Source organism: Sphingomonas sp. SFZ2018-12 (assembly GCF_022496715.1).
GTDB lineage: Bacteria > Pseudomonadota > Alphaproteobacteria > Sphingomonadales > Sphingomonadaceae > Sphingomonas.
In genome coordinates this window covers 820,144-836,056 of record NZ_WTFM01000001.1, presented here as the reverse complement: position 1 = coordinate 836,056, position 15,913 = coordinate 820,144, and the positions used below count along the sequence as shown (strand labels likewise).

The 15,913-nt window shown below is 69.2% G+C and carries 16 protein-coding genes; 6 read left to right on the top strand and 10 right to left on the bottom strand.

Annotated features, from left to right (window positions below; all coding sequences use genetic code 11):
• Positions 1-137: 137 nt before the first annotated feature.
• Genes gatB through GO308_RS03850 form a run of 6 tightly spaced genes read right to left on the bottom strand, consistent with a single transcriptional unit; the run spans position 138 to position 5,942 of the window.
• Positions 138-1,625, bottom strand: a complete 1,488-nt coding sequence (gene gatB, locus GO308_RS03875; RefSeq protein ID WP_240883898.1) for an Asp-tRNA(Asn)/Glu-tRNA(Gln) amidotransferase subunit GatB — start codon at positions 1,623-1,625, stop codon at positions 138-140.
• A complete protein-coding gene (locus GO308_RS03870; protein ID WP_066477594.1) occupies positions 1,622-2,044 on the bottom strand; it encodes a type II toxin-antitoxin system VapC family toxin in 423 nt (140 codons plus the stop codon). The genes gatB and GO308_RS03870 overlap by 4 nt, the downstream gene beginning before the upstream one ends.
• The gene (locus tag GO308_RS03865) at positions 2,041-2,343 is read right to left on the bottom strand and encodes an AbrB/MazE/SpoVT family DNA-binding domain-containing protein (protein WP_066477593.1); all 303 of its coding nucleotides are present in this window, start codon (positions 2,341-2,343) and stop codon (positions 2,041-2,043) included. The genes GO308_RS03870 and GO308_RS03865 overlap by 4 nt, the downstream gene beginning before the upstream one ends.
• Before the next feature lie 45 nt (positions 2,344-2,388).
• Positions 2,389-3,873 (bottom strand): Asp-tRNA(Asn)/Glu-tRNA(Gln) amidotransferase subunit GatA, encoded by a 1,485-nt coding sequence (gene gatA / locus GO308_RS03860; protein WP_240883897.1) that lies wholly within the window; start codon positions 3,871-3,873, stop codon positions 2,389-2,391.
• Positions 3,870-4,157: an Asp-tRNA(Asn)/Glu-tRNA(Gln) amidotransferase subunit GatC gene (gene gatC, locus GO308_RS03855; protein WP_066477589.1), complete on the bottom strand. Its 288-nt coding sequence runs from the start codon at positions 4,155-4,157 to the stop codon at positions 3,870-3,872. The genes gatA and gatC overlap by 4 nt, the downstream gene beginning before the upstream one ends.
• Positions 4,158-4,205: 48 nt before the next feature.
• Positions 4,206-5,942, bottom strand: a complete 1,737-nt coding sequence (locus GO308_RS03850; protein ID WP_240883895.1) for a DUF4153 domain-containing protein — start codon at positions 5,940-5,942, stop codon at positions 4,206-4,208.
• 136 nt (positions 5,943-6,078) lie between these two features.
• On the opposite strand from GO308_RS03850, the gene GO308_RS03845 reads away from it, so the two are divergent.
• The 4 genes from GO308_RS03845 (at position 6,079) to GO308_RS03830 (ending at position 10,168) form a co-directional block, all read left to right on the top strand.
• Entirely contained in the window at positions 6,079-7,182 is a 1,104-nt protein-coding gene (locus GO308_RS03845) for a DUF3089 domain-containing protein (RefSeq protein ID WP_066670802.1), read from the top strand.
• Complete coding sequence (gene ruvX, locus GO308_RS03840) at positions 7,179-7,655, top strand: Holliday junction resolvase RuvX (RefSeq protein ID WP_240883893.1); 477 nt, start codon at positions 7,179-7,181, stop codon at positions 7,653-7,655. The genes GO308_RS03845 and ruvX overlap by 4 nt, the downstream gene beginning before the upstream one ends.
• A gap of 174 nt (positions 7,656-7,829) precedes the next feature.
• The gene (locus GO308_RS03835) at positions 7,830-8,819 is read left to right on the top strand and encodes an aspartate carbamoyltransferase catalytic subunit (RefSeq protein WP_066477615.1); all 990 of its coding nucleotides are present in this window, start codon (positions 7,830-7,832) and stop codon (positions 8,817-8,819) included.
• A 176-nt stretch (positions 8,820-8,995) separates the two neighbouring features.
• Positions 8,996-10,168, top strand: a complete 1,173-nt coding sequence (locus tag GO308_RS03830) for a dihydroorotase (RefSeq protein ID WP_240883891.1) — start codon at positions 8,996-8,998, stop codon at positions 10,166-10,168.
• A 57-nt stretch (positions 10,169-10,225) separates the two neighbouring features.
• Here the strand turns inward: GO308_RS03830 and GO308_RS03825 are convergent, their stop codons facing one another.
• The 3 genes from GO308_RS03825 to GO308_RS03815 are packed head-to-tail and all read right to left on the bottom strand — an operon-like array spanning position 10,226 to position 12,972.
• Positions 10,226-11,587, bottom strand: a complete 1,362-nt coding sequence (locus tag GO308_RS03825; RefSeq protein ID WP_240883890.1) for a tetratricopeptide repeat protein — start codon at positions 11,585-11,587, stop codon at positions 10,226-10,228.
• Positions 11,584-12,243, bottom strand: coding sequence for a hypothetical protein (locus GO308_RS03820; protein ID WP_240883888.1), 660 nt, complete (start codon positions 12,241-12,243; stop codon positions 11,584-11,586). The genes GO308_RS03825 and GO308_RS03820 overlap by 4 nt, the downstream gene beginning before the upstream one ends.
• Positions 12,244-12,255: 12 nt before the next feature.
• A complete protein-coding gene (locus GO308_RS03815; RefSeq protein WP_066477579.1) occupies positions 12,256-12,972 on the bottom strand; it encodes a ParA family protein in 717 nt (238 codons plus the stop codon).
• Between the two features lie 149 nt (positions 12,973-13,121).
• Between GO308_RS03815 and GO308_RS03810 the strand changes: the two genes are divergently transcribed.
• On the top strand, positions 13,122-14,054 hold the full coding sequence (locus GO308_RS03810; protein WP_240883886.1) for an SPOR domain-containing protein: 933 nt from the start codon (positions 13,122-13,124) through the stop codon (positions 14,052-14,054).
• Between the two features lie 7 nt (positions 14,055-14,061).
• On the opposite strand, the gene serB is transcribed toward GO308_RS03810, so the two are convergent.
• A complete protein-coding gene (serB, locus tag GO308_RS03805) occupies positions 14,062-14,940 on the bottom strand; it encodes a phosphoserine phosphatase SerB (protein WP_066477573.1) in 879 nt (292 codons plus the stop codon).
• On the opposite strand from serB, the gene miaA reads away from it, so the two are divergent.
• The gene (miaA, locus tag GO308_RS03800) at positions 14,933-15,871 is read left to right on the top strand and encodes a tRNA (adenosine(37)-N6)-dimethylallyltransferase MiaA (protein WP_240883884.1); all 939 of its coding nucleotides are present in this window, start codon (positions 14,933-14,935) and stop codon (positions 15,869-15,871) included. The two genes, serB and miaA, sit on opposite strands and share 8 nt — an antisense overlap.
• The last annotated feature ends 42 nt before the right edge of the window (positions 15,872-15,913 follow it).

The window sequence follows — 15,913 nt, the reverse complement described above, 5'->3', positions numbered from 1 at the left end:
CCCGGCACAAGGCCGGGGTGACGGTGAAGGGAGGTTACCAAAGCCCGTCCGTCACGCCGGACTTGTTCCGGCATCCACCGGGCAGCACGCGCAACCCTTCAACCTTCGCAAGCGACCCGAGGGGCCGGGGCTCACGCTCAGCCGTCCAGCGCCTTCTTCAGCAACTCATTCACCACCGCGGGATTGGCCTTTCCGGCCATCGCCTTCATCGTCTGGCCGACGAAGAAGCCGAACAATTTGTCCTTGCCGCCGCGATATTCGGCGACCTTGTCGGCATTGGCGGCCATCACCTTGGCGATTTCCGCCTCGATCGCGCCCGTGTCGCTGGTCTGCTTGAGGCCACGCTCCTCGACGATCGCACCCGCCCCCTGCCCGGTTTCGAGCATGAGCTCGAACACCTGTTTGCCGAGCGTGTTGGAGAGCGTGCCATCAGCAATCAGCGCGAGCAATTCGGCGGCTTGTGAGGGGCTTACCGGACTTTCCTCAATATCCTTGCCAAGCCGGTTGAGGGCACCGAACAGCTCGGCGCCGACCCAGTTCGCGGCCTGAACCGGCTTGGCCCCGGCATCGAGCAGCGCGTCGAACCAGCGAGCGGTCTCGACATCGGCGGTCAGCACCGCGGCGTTGTAGGGGGTGATGCCCAGCCCTTCGTAGCGCGCGCGCTTGGCGTCGGGCAGTTCGGGCAGGGACGCGCGGCATTCCGCGATGAACGCATCGTCGAGTTCGAGCGGCAGCAGGTCGGGATCGGGGAAATAGCGATAGTCGTGCGCGTCCTCCTTCGACCGCATCGACCGGGTCGTGCCCTTGTCGGGATCGAACAGCCGGGTCTCCTGGACGATCGTGCCGCCCGATTCGAGCACGTCGACCTGGCGGCGCGCCTCATGCTCGATCGCCTGCATGACGAAGCGGACCGAATTGACGTTCTTCGTCTCGGTGCGCGTGCCCAGCGGATCGCCGGGCTTGCGCACGCTGACATTGACGTCGGCGCGCATCGATCCTTGGTCCATATTGCCGTCGCACGAGCCGACATAGCGCAGGATCGAGCGGAGCTTGGAAAGATAGGCGCCCGCCTCCGCTGGCGACGCCATGTCGGGGCGGCTGACGATTTCCATCAGCGCGACGCCTGAGCGGTTGAGGTCGACATAGGAACGGGTCGGATGCTGATCGTGCATCAGCTTGCCCGCATCCTGCTCGACATGGATGCGCTCGATGCAGATGCGCTTGGGCGCGGCAATCCCGGCCTTTTCATCCGCGTCGATGGTCAGCGCACCCTCGCCCACCAGCGGGTGATAGAGCTGGCTGATCTGATATCCCTGGGGCAGATCGGCGTAGAAATAGTTCTTGCGGTCGAAGCGCGACCATTTGTTGATCTGCGCATCGATGGCGAGGCCGGTGCGCACCGCCTGGCGGATGCATTCGCGATTGGGCACCGGCAGCATCCCGGGCATTGCGGCGTCGATCAGCGACACCTGCGTGTTCGGTTCCGCCCCGAAATCGGTGGCCGCGCCGGAAAACAGCTTGGCCTTGGACGTGACCTGGGCGTGGACCTCCAGCCCGATCACGACTTCCCAGTCGCCGGTCGCGCCGGGGATGCGGTAGGTGGAGGTGGTGGCGGTCTCGGTCATGGCTGGGTCTCTGGGGTGATGAGGGTCAATTCGGGGAAATAGCTGCGGTAAAAGCGTGGGTCACGGGTCAAGATCGACGCACCTAATACCGTGGCGTGGCCGCCGATAAAGAAATCAGGCAGGACCGCACCGGATTTCACCGATTTTTCGCGACGTCGCGCCCGATAAAGATCGAAAGCGCGGCCCGCAGCGAAGGCGGCTTCGGGCGTCAGATCGAGGATTTCGGCACCGATCCGCCCGATACGGTCGTGAAACATCGCCAGCGAGTGCATGCGCGGTGCGACTTCGGCGACGATGATGGCGTTGATCCCAATGCCATCGGCCGCGGCTGTGATGCTGAGCGTGCCCGCGGACCAGTGATGCCAAGGTTGATTGGCATCGAACACGTCGATCAGGACATTCGAGTCGACAAGGATCACGGCTCCCAATCGCCACGGATTTCGCGCATATATTCGTCCGTCGTCATGCCGCCCAGGTCGATACTGCCACGGACACTTTCGATCGCGGCACGAATGCGCGCGGTGCGCTCCTCGAGCGTTTCGGCTGGCTCCGGATTACCGGGCAGCACAACCGTCTCGCCGCGGTCGTTGATCCCTACCCGTACCGGGCTGTTCGGGATCAGCCCGTTCTTTTCACGAACCTCTTTCGGGATCAGCACCTGACCCTTGCTGGTCATGTTGACCAGCGTCTCATGCTCGATCTTGCTTTGCGCGTTCATGGCTTCAGTCTCCGGTGTTACCAAGGTAACACCTCGCCATCGCCATTACCACCACGCGTCCGGCCGCGCCACGAAGCCCGCGCGCTGCTCGATCGCAAGACCGGCGTTCAGCACGCCCTGTTCGTCGAGCGGCTTGCCGATGATCTGGAGGCCCAGTGGGAGCCCGGCCTCGTCCAGCCCGGCCGGCACGCTCATCGCCGGCAGCCCGGCGAGCGAGGACGGAACGGTGAAGACGTCGTTCAGATACATGGCGATCGGATCGGCGGACTTTTCGCCCAGCGCAAACGCGGCCGAAGGCGCGGTGGGCGTCAGCAGCAGGTCGCACTGTTCCCACACCCGCTCGAAATCGCGGGCGATCAGCGCGCGGACCTTTTGCGCCTGGGTGTAATAGGCGTCGTAGAAGCCGGCCGAGAGCACATAGGTGCCGATCATGATGCGGCGCTTGACCTCATCGCCGAAGCCGGCGGCGCGGGTGGCGGCATACATGTCCTGCAACCCCGCGCCATCGGGCAGGTCGCGCTGGCCATAGCGCACCCCGTCATAACGGGCGAGGTTGGACGACGCCTCCGCCGGCGCGATGATGTAGTAAGCCGGCAGCGCGTAGCGGGTGTGGGGCAGCGAGACCTCGACGATCTCGGCTCCGGCATCGCGGGCATAGGCGATGCCCTGCTGCCACAAGGCGTCGATCGCGGCGGGCATGCCGTCGACGCGATACTCCTTCGGGATGCCGATGCGCTTGCCCGCCAGGCTGGGCGACAGCGCGGCCTCCCAGTCAGGCACGGCGACGTCGAGCGAAGTCGCGTCGCGCGGATCGAACCCTGCCATTTCCCTGAGCAGGATCGCGCAGTCGCGGACATCGCGCGCCATCGGTCCCGCCTGGTCGAGCGAGGAGGCAAAGGCGATGATGCCGAAGCGCGAGCAGCGGCCATAGGTCGGCTTGATCCCCGCAATGCCGGTGAACGCGGCCGGCTGGCGGATCGAGCCGCCGGTGTCGGTGCCGGTGGCGCCGGGGCACAGCCGCGCCGCGATCGCCGCCGAGCTGCCGCCCGACGATCCGCCGGGGGTCAGCGGGGCATTGCCGCCGTCCTTGCGTCGCCAGGGGCTGACCACATTGCCGAACGCGCTGGTTTCGTTGGACGATCCCATCGCGAACTGGTCCATGTTGAGCTTGCCCAGCATGCCCGCGCCGGCATCCCACAATTTCTGGCTGACCGTCGATTCATAGGTCGGCTTGAAACCTTCGAGGATGTGGCTGGCCGCGGTCGAGGTCACGCCCCTGGTGCAGAACAGGTCCTTCATCCCGATCGGCACGCCGGCCAGCGGCTTCAGCACTTCACCGGCTGCGCGCGCGGTATCGGCTTCGCGGGCGGCGGCAAGCGCATGGTCGGGGGTTTCGACGAGGAAGGCGTTGAGCGGCTTGGCCTTGCTGACCTTGACGATGAACTGGTCGGCGACTTCGCGCGCGCTGAAATTGCCCAGGCGGATGCCGTCGCGCAGCGCCGCGATGCCGAGATCGGTGAGGTCGGTCATTCGATCACCTTCGGCACTGCGAAGAAGCCGTGTTCGGCCTGGGGCGCGTTGGCGAGCACCGCGTCGCGGCAATCACCGTCGGTGACGACATCGTCGCGCAGGCGCAGCGTGTTGGGGATGACCGCGGTCATCGGTTCGATGCCGGTGCAGTCGACTTCGCTCAGCTGCTCGATCCAGCCCAGGATGTTGGCGAGTTCGGGCGCGAGGCGCGCGGCTTCATCATCGGTGATCGCGATGCGGGCGAGCCCGGCGACCCGTTTGACGGTGGAGATATCTACGGACATGGCCCGAGCGGCTAGCACCGGCCGCGGGGGCGGCGCAACGCCAAAGCGTCACTCGAACGCGGCACCGACCGGCTGGTCGCCGATGAAGAGCTGGCGGCGCTCGACCCGGCGGACTTCCAGCTGGCCGGCGCGATAGTCGCGGGCAAGACTGCCGGGCGCGGCACCGGCGCCGGCGACGGGGCGGATCGGCGCGACCGCCCAGCCGCCGGAATTGCGTTCCAGCCGCGTCGCGTCGCACGCCGCAATGGTCGCGGGCCCCGAGATGCAGCCGTCGGGGAGGACCAGCGCCTCGCGCGGTGAGACGAACAGCACGGTGCAGCGCGCGGTGTCGAAGCCGCAGTCGCCGATATCGGCCAGGCGATCGCGCAACCCGTCGGGCAGCGCGGTCCCGGCGGGCAGGACTCGCACCCGGCGAGCCATCGACGCGGTGCTCGCGCGACGCTGCGCGTCCTGAGCCGCCGCATAGCGGCTGGTCTGGCCCAGCGCGGCCGCGGCCCGCGCCGACAGCGCCTTGTCGGGTCCCCTGGCCAGCAGTTCGAGCGCACGACGGCCCGGCCCGCCGAAGTCGAAGCGCAGCGCCGTCCAGTCGAACCTTTCGGCGCTCACGCGGCCCGACTCGAGCCGGGCGACCTGATCGCGCGCGGCGATCGCGTTGAACCCGGCCAGCGGGGTCGCGAGCAGCAGCGCGAACAGCGCAGTGCCGATCGCCAGGCGCAGATTGGCGCGGCGCAGCGCCGCCATCCACGCCGTGCGCGCGCGGACCAGCGTCACCAGATAGGCAAGGCCGTACGCACTGGCGAGCGCGGCGAAGCTGATCGCCCACAGCCGGTCGGGCGTGATGCCATATTGATGGACGCGCAGGCCGATCGCGAAGGCCGCGAGCAGCGCCAGCGGCAGCATGACGATGCCGAGCGCGATCGCGCCGAACCGCAGCGCCCGGTTGCGCGCTTCCTCCTCCGGCGCGTTGCCGATCACCGCATCGACCAGCACCAGCGCCGCGACCGCGCAGGCAAGCAGCAAGGTTGCCGCCGATCCCCAGGCTTCCCACAACGCATCGACGCCCGTGAAGGGCAGCGCGCCCAGGAAAATGAGCAACGCCGCGCCCAGCATCGGGGCCAGCACCGCCAGCACGTTGCGCACCACCGCCTGGAGCAGGCGCACCACCCGCTCCTGATCGCGCAACAGCCCCAGCCCCGCGCCGAACGCGCCGCCGACCAGCGCAGCCACGACCGCGTTGTCGCGCAGCCAATCGCGCAGCAGGTCGATGCCGATCAGGTGGAACAGCTCGCTGACCACCAGCAGCAGCAGGAACGCGATGCCGACAAACACCCAGCTGCCGGCGAACAGCACCGCGTTGGTCCAGGCATGATCGTGGACCGACTGGACGGCAATCGACGGCCAGCTGCGCCCCTGCCGCGTGCTCGCCTGAAACAGCGGCGCGGCGATGCCGATCGCCAGCGCCCCGCTGACCATCCGCCAGCCTTCGCTCGCGCTCCAGCTCTCGGTCGGGCCGTTCAATGCGGCGATCAGGCCGGCGATGACGCCGCACCCCAGGCCGAACAGCAATGACGCAACGCCGCGCGGTCGATCGATCGTGAAGCCGATGACAGCGGCAGCAACCACGACAAAGCTGAACCAGCCGATCGCGACGGCACCGGGGTTTTGACCCGAGGCCTCGACGATGCGATGCGCGGTCAGGCCGGTCGCCAGCCCCAACCCGGCGAGCAATGGCGTACGCGCCGGCCATGCCGGCGTCGATTGCGCGGATCGATCGGCTTCGTTCATCCCCGCCGCTCCCTCCTTACCCGATGTGCCGCTGACCAAAGTCGGTCTGGACAGTTGCATGACCAGCAACCATCAGTCGCGCAACCGCAATTGCCCCGGCAGCACCGATGCTGCATTGCACAACGGAGAAGCCGGCTTGGCTCGCAAATTCCTCTACGTGGTCGCCATCCTGATCGTGCTGACGCTCGCCGCCGCCTTTGCCTATCGCCTGTTCGGGGTCCAGCTGACGCGTTTCGCGCTGGTTCCCTCGGCGCGGTTCGAGGCGCTGCCGCGCGTCGAGACCAACGCCTATGCCGATGCCCGCCTGTGGATCGCGCGGCCGGACCAGCCGGGCAATCCGGCCCTGTGGACGCCCGAGGGCTATCGGCCCGCGACCGATGCGCCGGCCGCGGTCTTCTTCATCCACCCGACCTCCTATCTCGACCGCAGCCGCTGGAACGCGCCGCTCGACGACGCGCGCGCCAACGATCTGGCAGCGACGTTCCTGCGCGGCCAGGCGAGCGCGTTCAATGCCGCCGGCGCGATCTGGGCGCCGCGCTATCGCCAGGCGACGTTCGGCGCATTCCTGACCAGCGCGGCGGACGCGCAGGCGGCGCTCGACCTGGCCTATGGCGACATCGACGCGGCGTTCAGCCAGTTCGTGCGCGAAGCCGGTCCCGACCGCCCGATCATCCTGGCCGGGCATAGTCAGGGGGCGCTGCACCTGACCCGCCTGCTCAAGGACCGGGTGGCGGGCACGCCGCTCGCGCGCCGCGTGGTCGCGGCCTATGTCGTCGGCTGGCCGGTGTCGCGCACGACCGACCTGCCGGCGCTGGGGCTTGCCGAATGCCGCCGCGCCGAACAGGCCAACTGCATCCTGTCATGGCAAAGCTTCGGCGAACCGGCCGATCCGTCGCTGATCCTCGACACCTTCGATGCGACGACGGGCTTTGACGGCCAGCCGCGCCGGGGCACGCCGATGATCTGCACCAACCCGATCACGGGAAATGCCGGGGATGCCGCGCCCGCCAACGCCAATCTGGGCACGCTGTTCGCCTCCGACGACCTGAAGAGTGCGACGATCGCGCCGGGGCGCGTGCCCGCGCGCTGCGCCGATCGCGGCGTCCTGCTGATCGGGGAGCCGCCGGAACTGGGCCCCTATGTGCTGCCCGGCAACAATTATCATGTGTTCGATTACAGCCTGTTCTGGGCGAATGTCCGCGCCGATGCCGACCGGCGGCTGAAGGTGTTTGCGCGATGACACCGACGACCGATCGCGCCGCGTTCCTGGCGGCGCTGCCCGACGGGGGCCGGCTGATCGGGCTGGACGTGGGCAGCCGGACGATCGGGACGGCGCTGTGCGACGCGGGCTGGAGCTTCGCCAGCCCCGCCGAGCTGATCCGCCGGACCAAGTACACCGCCGACCAGGCGGCGATTGCGCGGATCATCGCCGCACAGTCGGTCAAGGGCATCGTCATCGGCCTGCCGCTCAACCTGGACGGCAGCGAATCGCCGCGCAGCCAGTCGACGCGGGCGTTCGCGCGCAACCTCGCCGCGCTTGGCCTTCCCATCCTGCTGTGGGACGAACGCTGGTCGACGGTCGCGGTCGAGCGCGCGATGATCGAACAGGACATGAGCCGCGCCAAGCGCGCCGAGCGCGTCGACAACCACGCCGCCGCCTATATCCTGCAGGGTGCGATCGACGGGCTGGCCAGCGGCTCGCTTGATCGCTGAGGCATGGGGCCCTCGTCGGAATCAAAGCTCGTCACCCCGGCCTCGCGCCGGGGTCCCGCTGCCTGATCCGGCGCAACGAATAGTGGGACCCCGGGTCGAGCCCGGGGTGACATCACGCGTGGGGCGGCCGCGGCCGCTTTACTTGCGGGTGCCATCGGCTAGATGACCGCCCTGATGCAGCATTCCGATCATCGCCCCGGCACGGTCCTGAACGGCAGCGCGGCGTTCCCGCACCGGCATCTGACGGGCATCCAGGGTCTGCAGCCGCACGAGATCATGTTCCTGCTCGACGAGGCCGAACAATGGGTTGAGGCGAACCGCGCGCGCGCGGCATCCGACCGGCGGCTCGACGGCATCACCCAGATCAATGCGTTCTTCGAAAACTCGACGCGCACGCTCCTGTCCTTTGAGATCGCGGGCAAGCGGCTGGGCGCCGACGTCGTCAACATGCACGCCGCGCAGTCGAGCGTGAAGAAGGGCGAGACGCTGATCGACACCGCGGTCACGCTCAACGCGATGCGCGCCGACGTGATCGTCATCCGCCACGGCAGTTCGGGCGCGGTGCAGCTGATCGCGGACAAGGTCGACTGCCCCGTGCTCAACGCCGGCGACGGCTGGCACGAACATCCGACCCAGGCGCTGCTCGATGCGCTGACCATCCGGCGGCGCAAGGGATCGATCGCGGGACAGCGCGTCGTCATCTGCGGCGATATCCGCCACAGCCGCGTCGCGCGCTCCAACATCCTGGCGCTGACCGCGCTCGCCGCCGACGTCCATGTCGTCGCGCCGTCGACGCTGATGCCTGAGGGAGTGGCGCGCATGGGAGTGACGGCGCACCATGATTTCGACGCCGCGCTCGACGGGGCGGACGTGGTGATGATGCTGCGCCTGCAGAACGAGCGGATGAACGGCGGGTTCGTGCCGTCGACGCGCGAGTTCCATTTCCGCTACGGCCTGACCCCGGCACGGCTGGCGCGCGCGCGGCCCGATGCGCTGGTCATGCATCCGGGTCCGATGAACCGCGGGGTCGAGATCGATTCGAGCGTCGCCGACGACGCATCGCGATCGGCGATCACCCAGCAGGTCGAAATGGGGGTGGCGGTGCGCATGGCGTGCCTGGACGTGCTGACCCGCCGCGCGCGCGGCGTGGAGGGCTGGGCATGAGCGCGGTTCGCTTTACGAATGCCACACTGGTTTGTCCCGACGGCGGGGTGCACGCGGGTGAGCTGGTAGTCCAGGAAGACATGATCCTGAAGACCCCGTTCGTTTCGAGCCCTTCGACTGCCCGCAGGGCGGGCGCTCAGGATAAACTTCCGCCGGAGGCGGAAGTCGAGAAACGTATGCCCGGCTCAGGTTTCTCGACTTCGCTCGAAACCAACGGCTCTTTTGAGGCTGGAAAGGCTGAAGCCGAAACCATCGACTGCCGGGGCAAGCTGCTCGCGCCCGCGATCGTCGATCTGGGCGTGTTCGCGATCGACAAGGCGGCGTTCCGTGCGGGCGGAATCGTGCGCGTCGGCTTGATGCCCGACCAGTCGCCGGTGCTCGACGATCCCGGCATCATCCAGCGCGGCGCGGCGATGGGCAAGCCGGAGATCTGGGTTCACCCGATCGCGGCGGCGACGCGTGGACTGAACGGCACCGACCTCGCCGAAATGGCGATCAATGCGGATGCGGGCGCGCGCGCGGTCGCGACCGGGCGGCGCTGGATCGCGGATGCGGGCGTCATGCGCCGCGTGCTCGGCTATGCCCGCGATGTCGGACTGACCGTGATCGCACATGCCGAGGATGGCGGGCTGGCCGGTGCAGCCGTGGCAACGGCAGGCGAGACGGCGACCCGTCTGGGCCTGCCCGCCGCGCCCGCGATCGCCGAGGCGCTGGCGATCGCCCGCGACCTGATGCTGGCGGAGGAAACCGGGGCGCGCATCCATTTCCGCCAGGTGACGACCGCGCGCGGGTTCGATCTGATCCGCGCGGCACGGGCGCGCGGCATCGCGGTCACCTGTGGCATCACGCCCGCGCATCTGCTGCTTTCCGACATCGCGATGAGCGATTTCCGCACCTTCACGCATCTGTCGCCGCCGCTGCGCGACGAGAGCGACCGGCAGGCGGCGATTGCGGCGCTGGCCGACGGGACGATCGACGTGCTGACATCGGGCCACGACCCGCGCGGGCCGGAGCAGAAGCGGCTGCCATTCGCGGATTCGGCGGAAGGTGCGGCGGGGGCGGAAACGCTACTCGCGCTGGGCCTGGGCTTCGTGCGCGACGGCGTGATCACGATGGAGCGGCTGTTCGCGCTGCTGGCGCGCAATCCCGCGCGCATCCTGGGGCTCGACACCGGCACGCTCGCCCCCGGTGAGCCCGCAGACCTCATTCTGGTCGATCCCGACGCGCCGTGGTTGATCGACGCCGACCAGATGGTCGCCAAGGCAGGCAACACGCCCTTTGACGGCCTGCCCGTCCAGGGTCGCGTGCTCAGGGTAATGAAGGGCGGCGCGTTCGAAGCGCGCGGCTAGCGAAAAGCCAGCGCGCAAGATCGCGACGAGCCGGCGGCTGGCCGGCCCGCCGACACGTCATCCCCGCCTGGCGAGCGCGAAGCCCTTGTGCCAGCTCGCGACCTTTTCGCCGGTGGTGCCGCGCACGAAGCAGCGGTCGCCCCGCGCCCGGATCGTCCGGCACAGCGCGTCGGCATCGCCGCGCGTGAAGCCGCCGACCGACAGGCGATAGAAGCTGGTGCCGTTCAGTTCGACCTGATGTTCATGCGGGGTCAGCTTGCCCAGCGCGGCGTGGCGCCGGTTCATCCGCCGCCACGCATCCTGCGCGACCGCGGCGTTGTCGAACGCGCCGAGCTGAACATAGAAAGTGCCCGAGGCGAAGCTGCGCGGCGCGGCCGGCTTGGCGGCCATCGCGCCGACCGAAAGCACTGGCTTGGCCGGAGCAGCGACGCGCGCGGGGCGGACATTGGCGACGGGCTTGATCGTCTGGACGACCTCCTGGCGCGGCGCGAAGACGATTGCGGGCTGGTCCGAGACCGCAGCCGCAGTGCCGGTTTCGACCGGCGCAGGCTCCGCAACTGGCGCGACCGCAACCGCGACCGGTGCGATGTCGACGGGCGCGGCATCGACCGGCGCCGGCGCTTCGGCAGCGACTTCGTCGGCCGGCATGGTGACGGCCAGTGCGGGTCCGCTCGTCACCAGCGCAAGCTGGACCGGCTGGCCCTGGTCCGCCGCGGGGGTGACGCCGAGCAGCGTCGCGACCTGGTCCGCCGCGGTCTGGGGACGCGCGAAGCTGGCCCATTCGAGCATGCGCTTGTCGAGTTCGCCGGGCAGCACATCGAACGCCGCGACCGCGCGGGCTTCGGCCCAGCGGCCGGCGAGCGCCAGCGACAGCGCGAGATTCTGGCGCACCTTCGCATCGGCGTCGGGCGCGCGCGCGGCTTCGCCCAGAATGGCGATGGCGGTGCCGGGATCGCCGGCGAGCGCGAGCGCCAGGCCCCGGTCGGTCGGCGAGATCAGCGTCGCGTGCGTTTCCAGCGTCGACCGCGCCGCGACCCAGTCGCCGAGCGCGGTCTGCGCAAGCGCGAGGTGCAGCGCGGCGCGCCCGTTGGCGGGATCAAGCTGGACCACGTCGTTGAAGGTCTGCGCCGCCGAGGCAAAGCGCCCGCCCGCCAGATAGGACTGGCCGAGCAGCATGCGATAGGCCGGGTTGGTCGGCACATAGGCGACCGCGCTTTCCGCATGGCGGATGGCCAGGTCGGTCCGGCCCTTGGCCAGCGCCTTTTCGGCCTTTTCCACCGCGACGGCGGCCATCTTCATCCGGGCCTCGGCACTCTGGTCGCTCGCCTGGGCGATGACGCCGATGCCGGTCATCACGCCGACCGGCGCAACCAGGACCAGCGCCGTCAGGGCACTGGAGAACAGCGTACGGGACTTCATGCCTTCCCCCTCGATTTGCGATCCTTGCCGGTGGGCAGTTGGTCGAGCAGCGCGTCCACTTCGGGCAGCGCCGCCAGGAATTGGTCCAGCGCCTCGGTCACCAGCTTCTGCGCCGACGCGCCGCGCACGGCGGAGGCGAGCCGCAGGCGCAGGTGCCGTTCGGCATCGAGGCGCAGCGTGAACGCCGCCTTCGCCTGCTTGGTCACCGTCTCGCGCTTGATGCGCGCGGCGGTGTTGAGCGAGACCGGCCGCAATTCCGGCGTCGGCACCGCGGCAACTTCGGCGGGCATTTCCACCGGCACCGGGCGGGGCGCGAGCGCGCGGTCGAGCGACGCGAATGCGGTTTCGGCAACGACGTCGTCCTCGCCGGCGTCATCGGCTGCGGCGGCGTCGAATTCGGCCTTCAGCGACGCGCGCTGGCGCAGCACCTGGGGCAGCGGCGCGGCTTCCGGATCGACCGGCGGCAGCATGTCGGGGGCAAAGGGCTGCGCGACCGGGGCGGGTTCGCCGCCCATGTCGTTCCAGCCCAGATCCTCGAGCGTGCCGTTGGCAGGAAAGCCGACAAAGCCCTGGGGACGCATGGCCGGGCGCGCCTGCCCCTTGCGGGCAAGGAGGCCGGAGGACAGCGAAGCAGCGGGTTTGGAACTACCGAACATCATCCTGACCCTTTAGCTGACCACGCGCCGGCCGAAGCCGGCGGCCTGACGGACATTGCCGAAGCCCGCGCCATGCGCGACGGGCGCGGCGAACACGGTACGGCGGAAATTCTTTTCGAGCCGGTCGGAGATGTAGCTCCACAGCGCGATCACTTCCTGCGACGACCGGCCATTGGGGTCGATTTCCATGACGGTGCGCCCGTCGATCATCGACGCGGCGAAATCGGTGCGGTGATGAATGGTGACCGGGGCGACGGTACCGTGCTGCGACAGCGCGACGGCGGCTTCCGAGGTGATCTTGGCCTTGGGCGTGGCGGCATTGACCACGAAGATCAGCGGCTTGCCCGCACGCTCGCACAGATCGACGGTCGCGCCGACGGCGCGCAGGTCGTGCGGGCTGGGTCGCGTCGGGATGACGATGAGTTCGGCGACCTGGATCACGCTCTGGATCGCCATGGTGATGGCGGGCGGCGTGTCGATCACCGCCAGGCGAAAGCCCTGCTGGCGCAGCACCTCGAGGTCGGCGGCCAGCCGCGCGACCGTGGTCTGGGCAAAGGCCGGAAATTCGGTCTCGCGCTCGTTCCACCAATCGGACAGCGAACCCTGCGGATCGATGTCGATCAGAACGACGGGCCCCGCCCCGGCCAGCTGGGCCTGAACGGCTAGATGCCCGGAAAGGGTGGTCTTGCCCGATCCCCCCTTTTGCGACGCCATCGCCAAAACTCGCATCGGAACCCCTGATATTGGCTATCCAGATGCTCGCTTGCCATGCGGGATGATAAAAAGCCGTTAATGGCGTTTGCATGCCGCTTACCAATTCTTTGCCAATGCCGGTTTATCCGGAATAAAGGATGCGCGACGGCACGGGAGCGGCAGCGATGAAGCACGGGCGGACGGCGATGCTGGCGACGGCGCTGGTCATATCGGCCATGGTACCGGTCGCCGGACGCGCCCAGGCAGGCGGTCCCGAAGCCGTCAAGGCGGGCGTCGACGCGTGGGAGCGTGGCGACTATTCCGCAGCCGTCCAGGCGTGGCGCCCCCTGGCCGAGGCCGGCGACGCGGACGCGCAGTTCAATCTGGCCCAGGCGTACAAGCTGGGCCGCGGCGTGCCCGCGGACCTGAATCAAGCAGAGGTCTATTATCGCCGCGCCGCGCTGCAGGGGCATCAGAAGGCCGAGGAGATGTACGGCCTGGCGCTGCATCAGCGCGACCGCTTCGCCGACGCGGTGACCTGGCTCGACCGCGCCGCCAGCCGGGGCGAGCCGCGCGCGCAGTTCGTGCTGGGCACCATGTATTTCAACGGCGAGGGCGTGGCGAAGGACTGGGTCCGCGCCTATGCCCTGGTGCTGCGCGCGGGCGACACCAACCTGCCACAGGCCGCGACGACGCTGGATCAGATGGACCTGTATCTGTCGGTGCAGGAGCGCCAGCGCGCGCTCAAGCTCGCCGCGACATTGCCCGGCCGCGGGCCGCGCAAGGCACGCGCGATCGGTACGCCGGCGATCGGACTGGCGGCCGCGCCAAAGCCACCGGGAAAGGTCCCCGCGACCACAGCATCGGCCGCGCCGCCATCGGCGCAGGGTGCGTGGCGGGTCCAGCTCGGCGCGTTCAAGGACGCCGCCAACGCGCGCGCGTTGTGGGGCCGGCTGTCGGGGCAGGTCGCGCCATTTGCCGGCCGAACGCCCAGCTATGTCGCATCGGGCGGCGTGACCCGGCTTCAGGTCGGCCCGTTCGCCGGGGCGAGCGAGGCCGGGGCGGCGTGCACAGCGGTGAAGGCGACCGGCACCCCCTGCCTGCCCGTCAGGCCCTGAACCCGCTTCATTCCACCCATTGCGCGCGGGGCACGCCCTGCGCGTAGAGCAAGGCGGTCAGGTCGTGGTGGCCGATCCGCGCATCCGCTTCGGCGGCGACCACCGGCTTGGCGTGATAGGCGATCCCCAGCCCCGCCGCGCGCAGCATCGGCAGGTCGTTCGCCCCGTCGCCGACCGCAAGCGTCGCCGGGCGGTCGAGCCGTTCGGCGGCGGCGGTGTCGAGCAGCACCTGTTCCTTCACGCGCGCATCGACGATCGGGCGAAGCACCCGGCCCGTCAGCTTTGCGTCCGCGATCTCCAGCCGGTTGGCGATCACGCGGTCAAAGCCGATCGTCGCCCCGACCGGTTCGGCAAACCGCGTGAAGCCGCCGGAGACCAGCACCGTCACCGCGCCCCAGCCGCGCATCGTGCGCACCAGTTCGACCGCGCCGGGCATGACCTCCACCCGGTCGGCCAGGCATTCGTCGATCGTCCCCTCCTCAAGCCCGGCGAGCAGCGCGACGCGTGAATCGAGCGCGGCCTCGAAATCGAGTTCGCCGCGCATCGCGCGCTCGGTAACGGCGGAAATCTCTGCCTTCAGCCCCGCATAGTCGGCCAGCTCGTCGATGCATTCGACGGTGATCATCGTCGAATCCATATCGGCGACCAGCAAGTGCTTGCGCCGGCCATGCGCGGGCTGAACGACGATGTCCGACCGCGCGATCGCGCCCTCCAGCGCGACGCGCGCCGCATCGGGGGCCAGCCCGAATGCGATGTCGGCGGCGATCCCGTCGTCGATCCAGCCCCAGTCGACCGGCCCGCAGCCGGCGTCGTGCAGCCGGTCGCGCAGTTCCGAAATATCGCCCGCATGAACGCCGGCCGCTGCTATCACGGTCGCGATGAACATCGCACCTTCCCTTGAACCCCCGAAAGTCGCGCTCATTGCAGGGCCGACGGCCAGCGGCAAGTCCGCGCTTGCGCTCGAACTGGCGAAATGCACCGGCGGCACGATCATCAACGCCGATTCCGCCCAGGTCTATCGCGACCTGCGCGTCCTGTCGGCGCGCCCCACCGTCGCGGAGGAGGCACAGGCCCTGCACCGGCTGTTCGGGCATGTCGACGGTGCGCAGCCCTATTCGGCGGCGCAATGGGCCGCGGAAGCCGCCGCCGCGATCGACGCGGCGATCGCCGCCGGGTCGTTGCCGATCCTGGTCGGCGGAACGGGCATGTATCTACGCACCCTGATCGACGGCATTGCGCCGGTGCCCGACATTCCGCCCGAGCTGCGCGCCGAGGTCCGCGCGCTGCCCGTCGCGGCGGCGCATGCCGAGCTGGCACGGCTCGACCCGGCGGGCGCGGCACTGCTGCGCGCGACCGACACGACCCGCGTCGCCCGCGCGCTGGAGGTAGTACGTGCGACCGGACGGCCGCTGCGTGCATGGCAGGCGGACCGGGTGGGCGGCATCGGCGGACGCGTGGCGATCGTCGCGTCGATATTGCTGCCCGACCGCGCCTGGCTCGCCGAACGCTGCGACCGGCGGCTGGCGGCGATGTTCGACGGTGGCGCGGTCGACGAAGTGCGCGCGCTGATCGCCCGTCCCGACGTCGCCGCGAGCGCGCCGGCGCGCCGCGCGATCGGGGTGACCGAAATCGCGGAATGGCTGACGGGGCGCATCGACCGCGCGACCGCGCTCGCCCGCGCGCAGGCCGCGACCCGCCAATATGCCAAGCGCCAATACACCTGGTTCCGCCACCAGCCGCCGCCTGAATGGCCGCGCATCTCGCACGCGGATCCGACAACATCGCGGATCGAATTTGAAAGAAGATTACAAATTTAACGGTTGACGCGCATTTTTAATGCGGTTAGCAGCGCCGCTCAC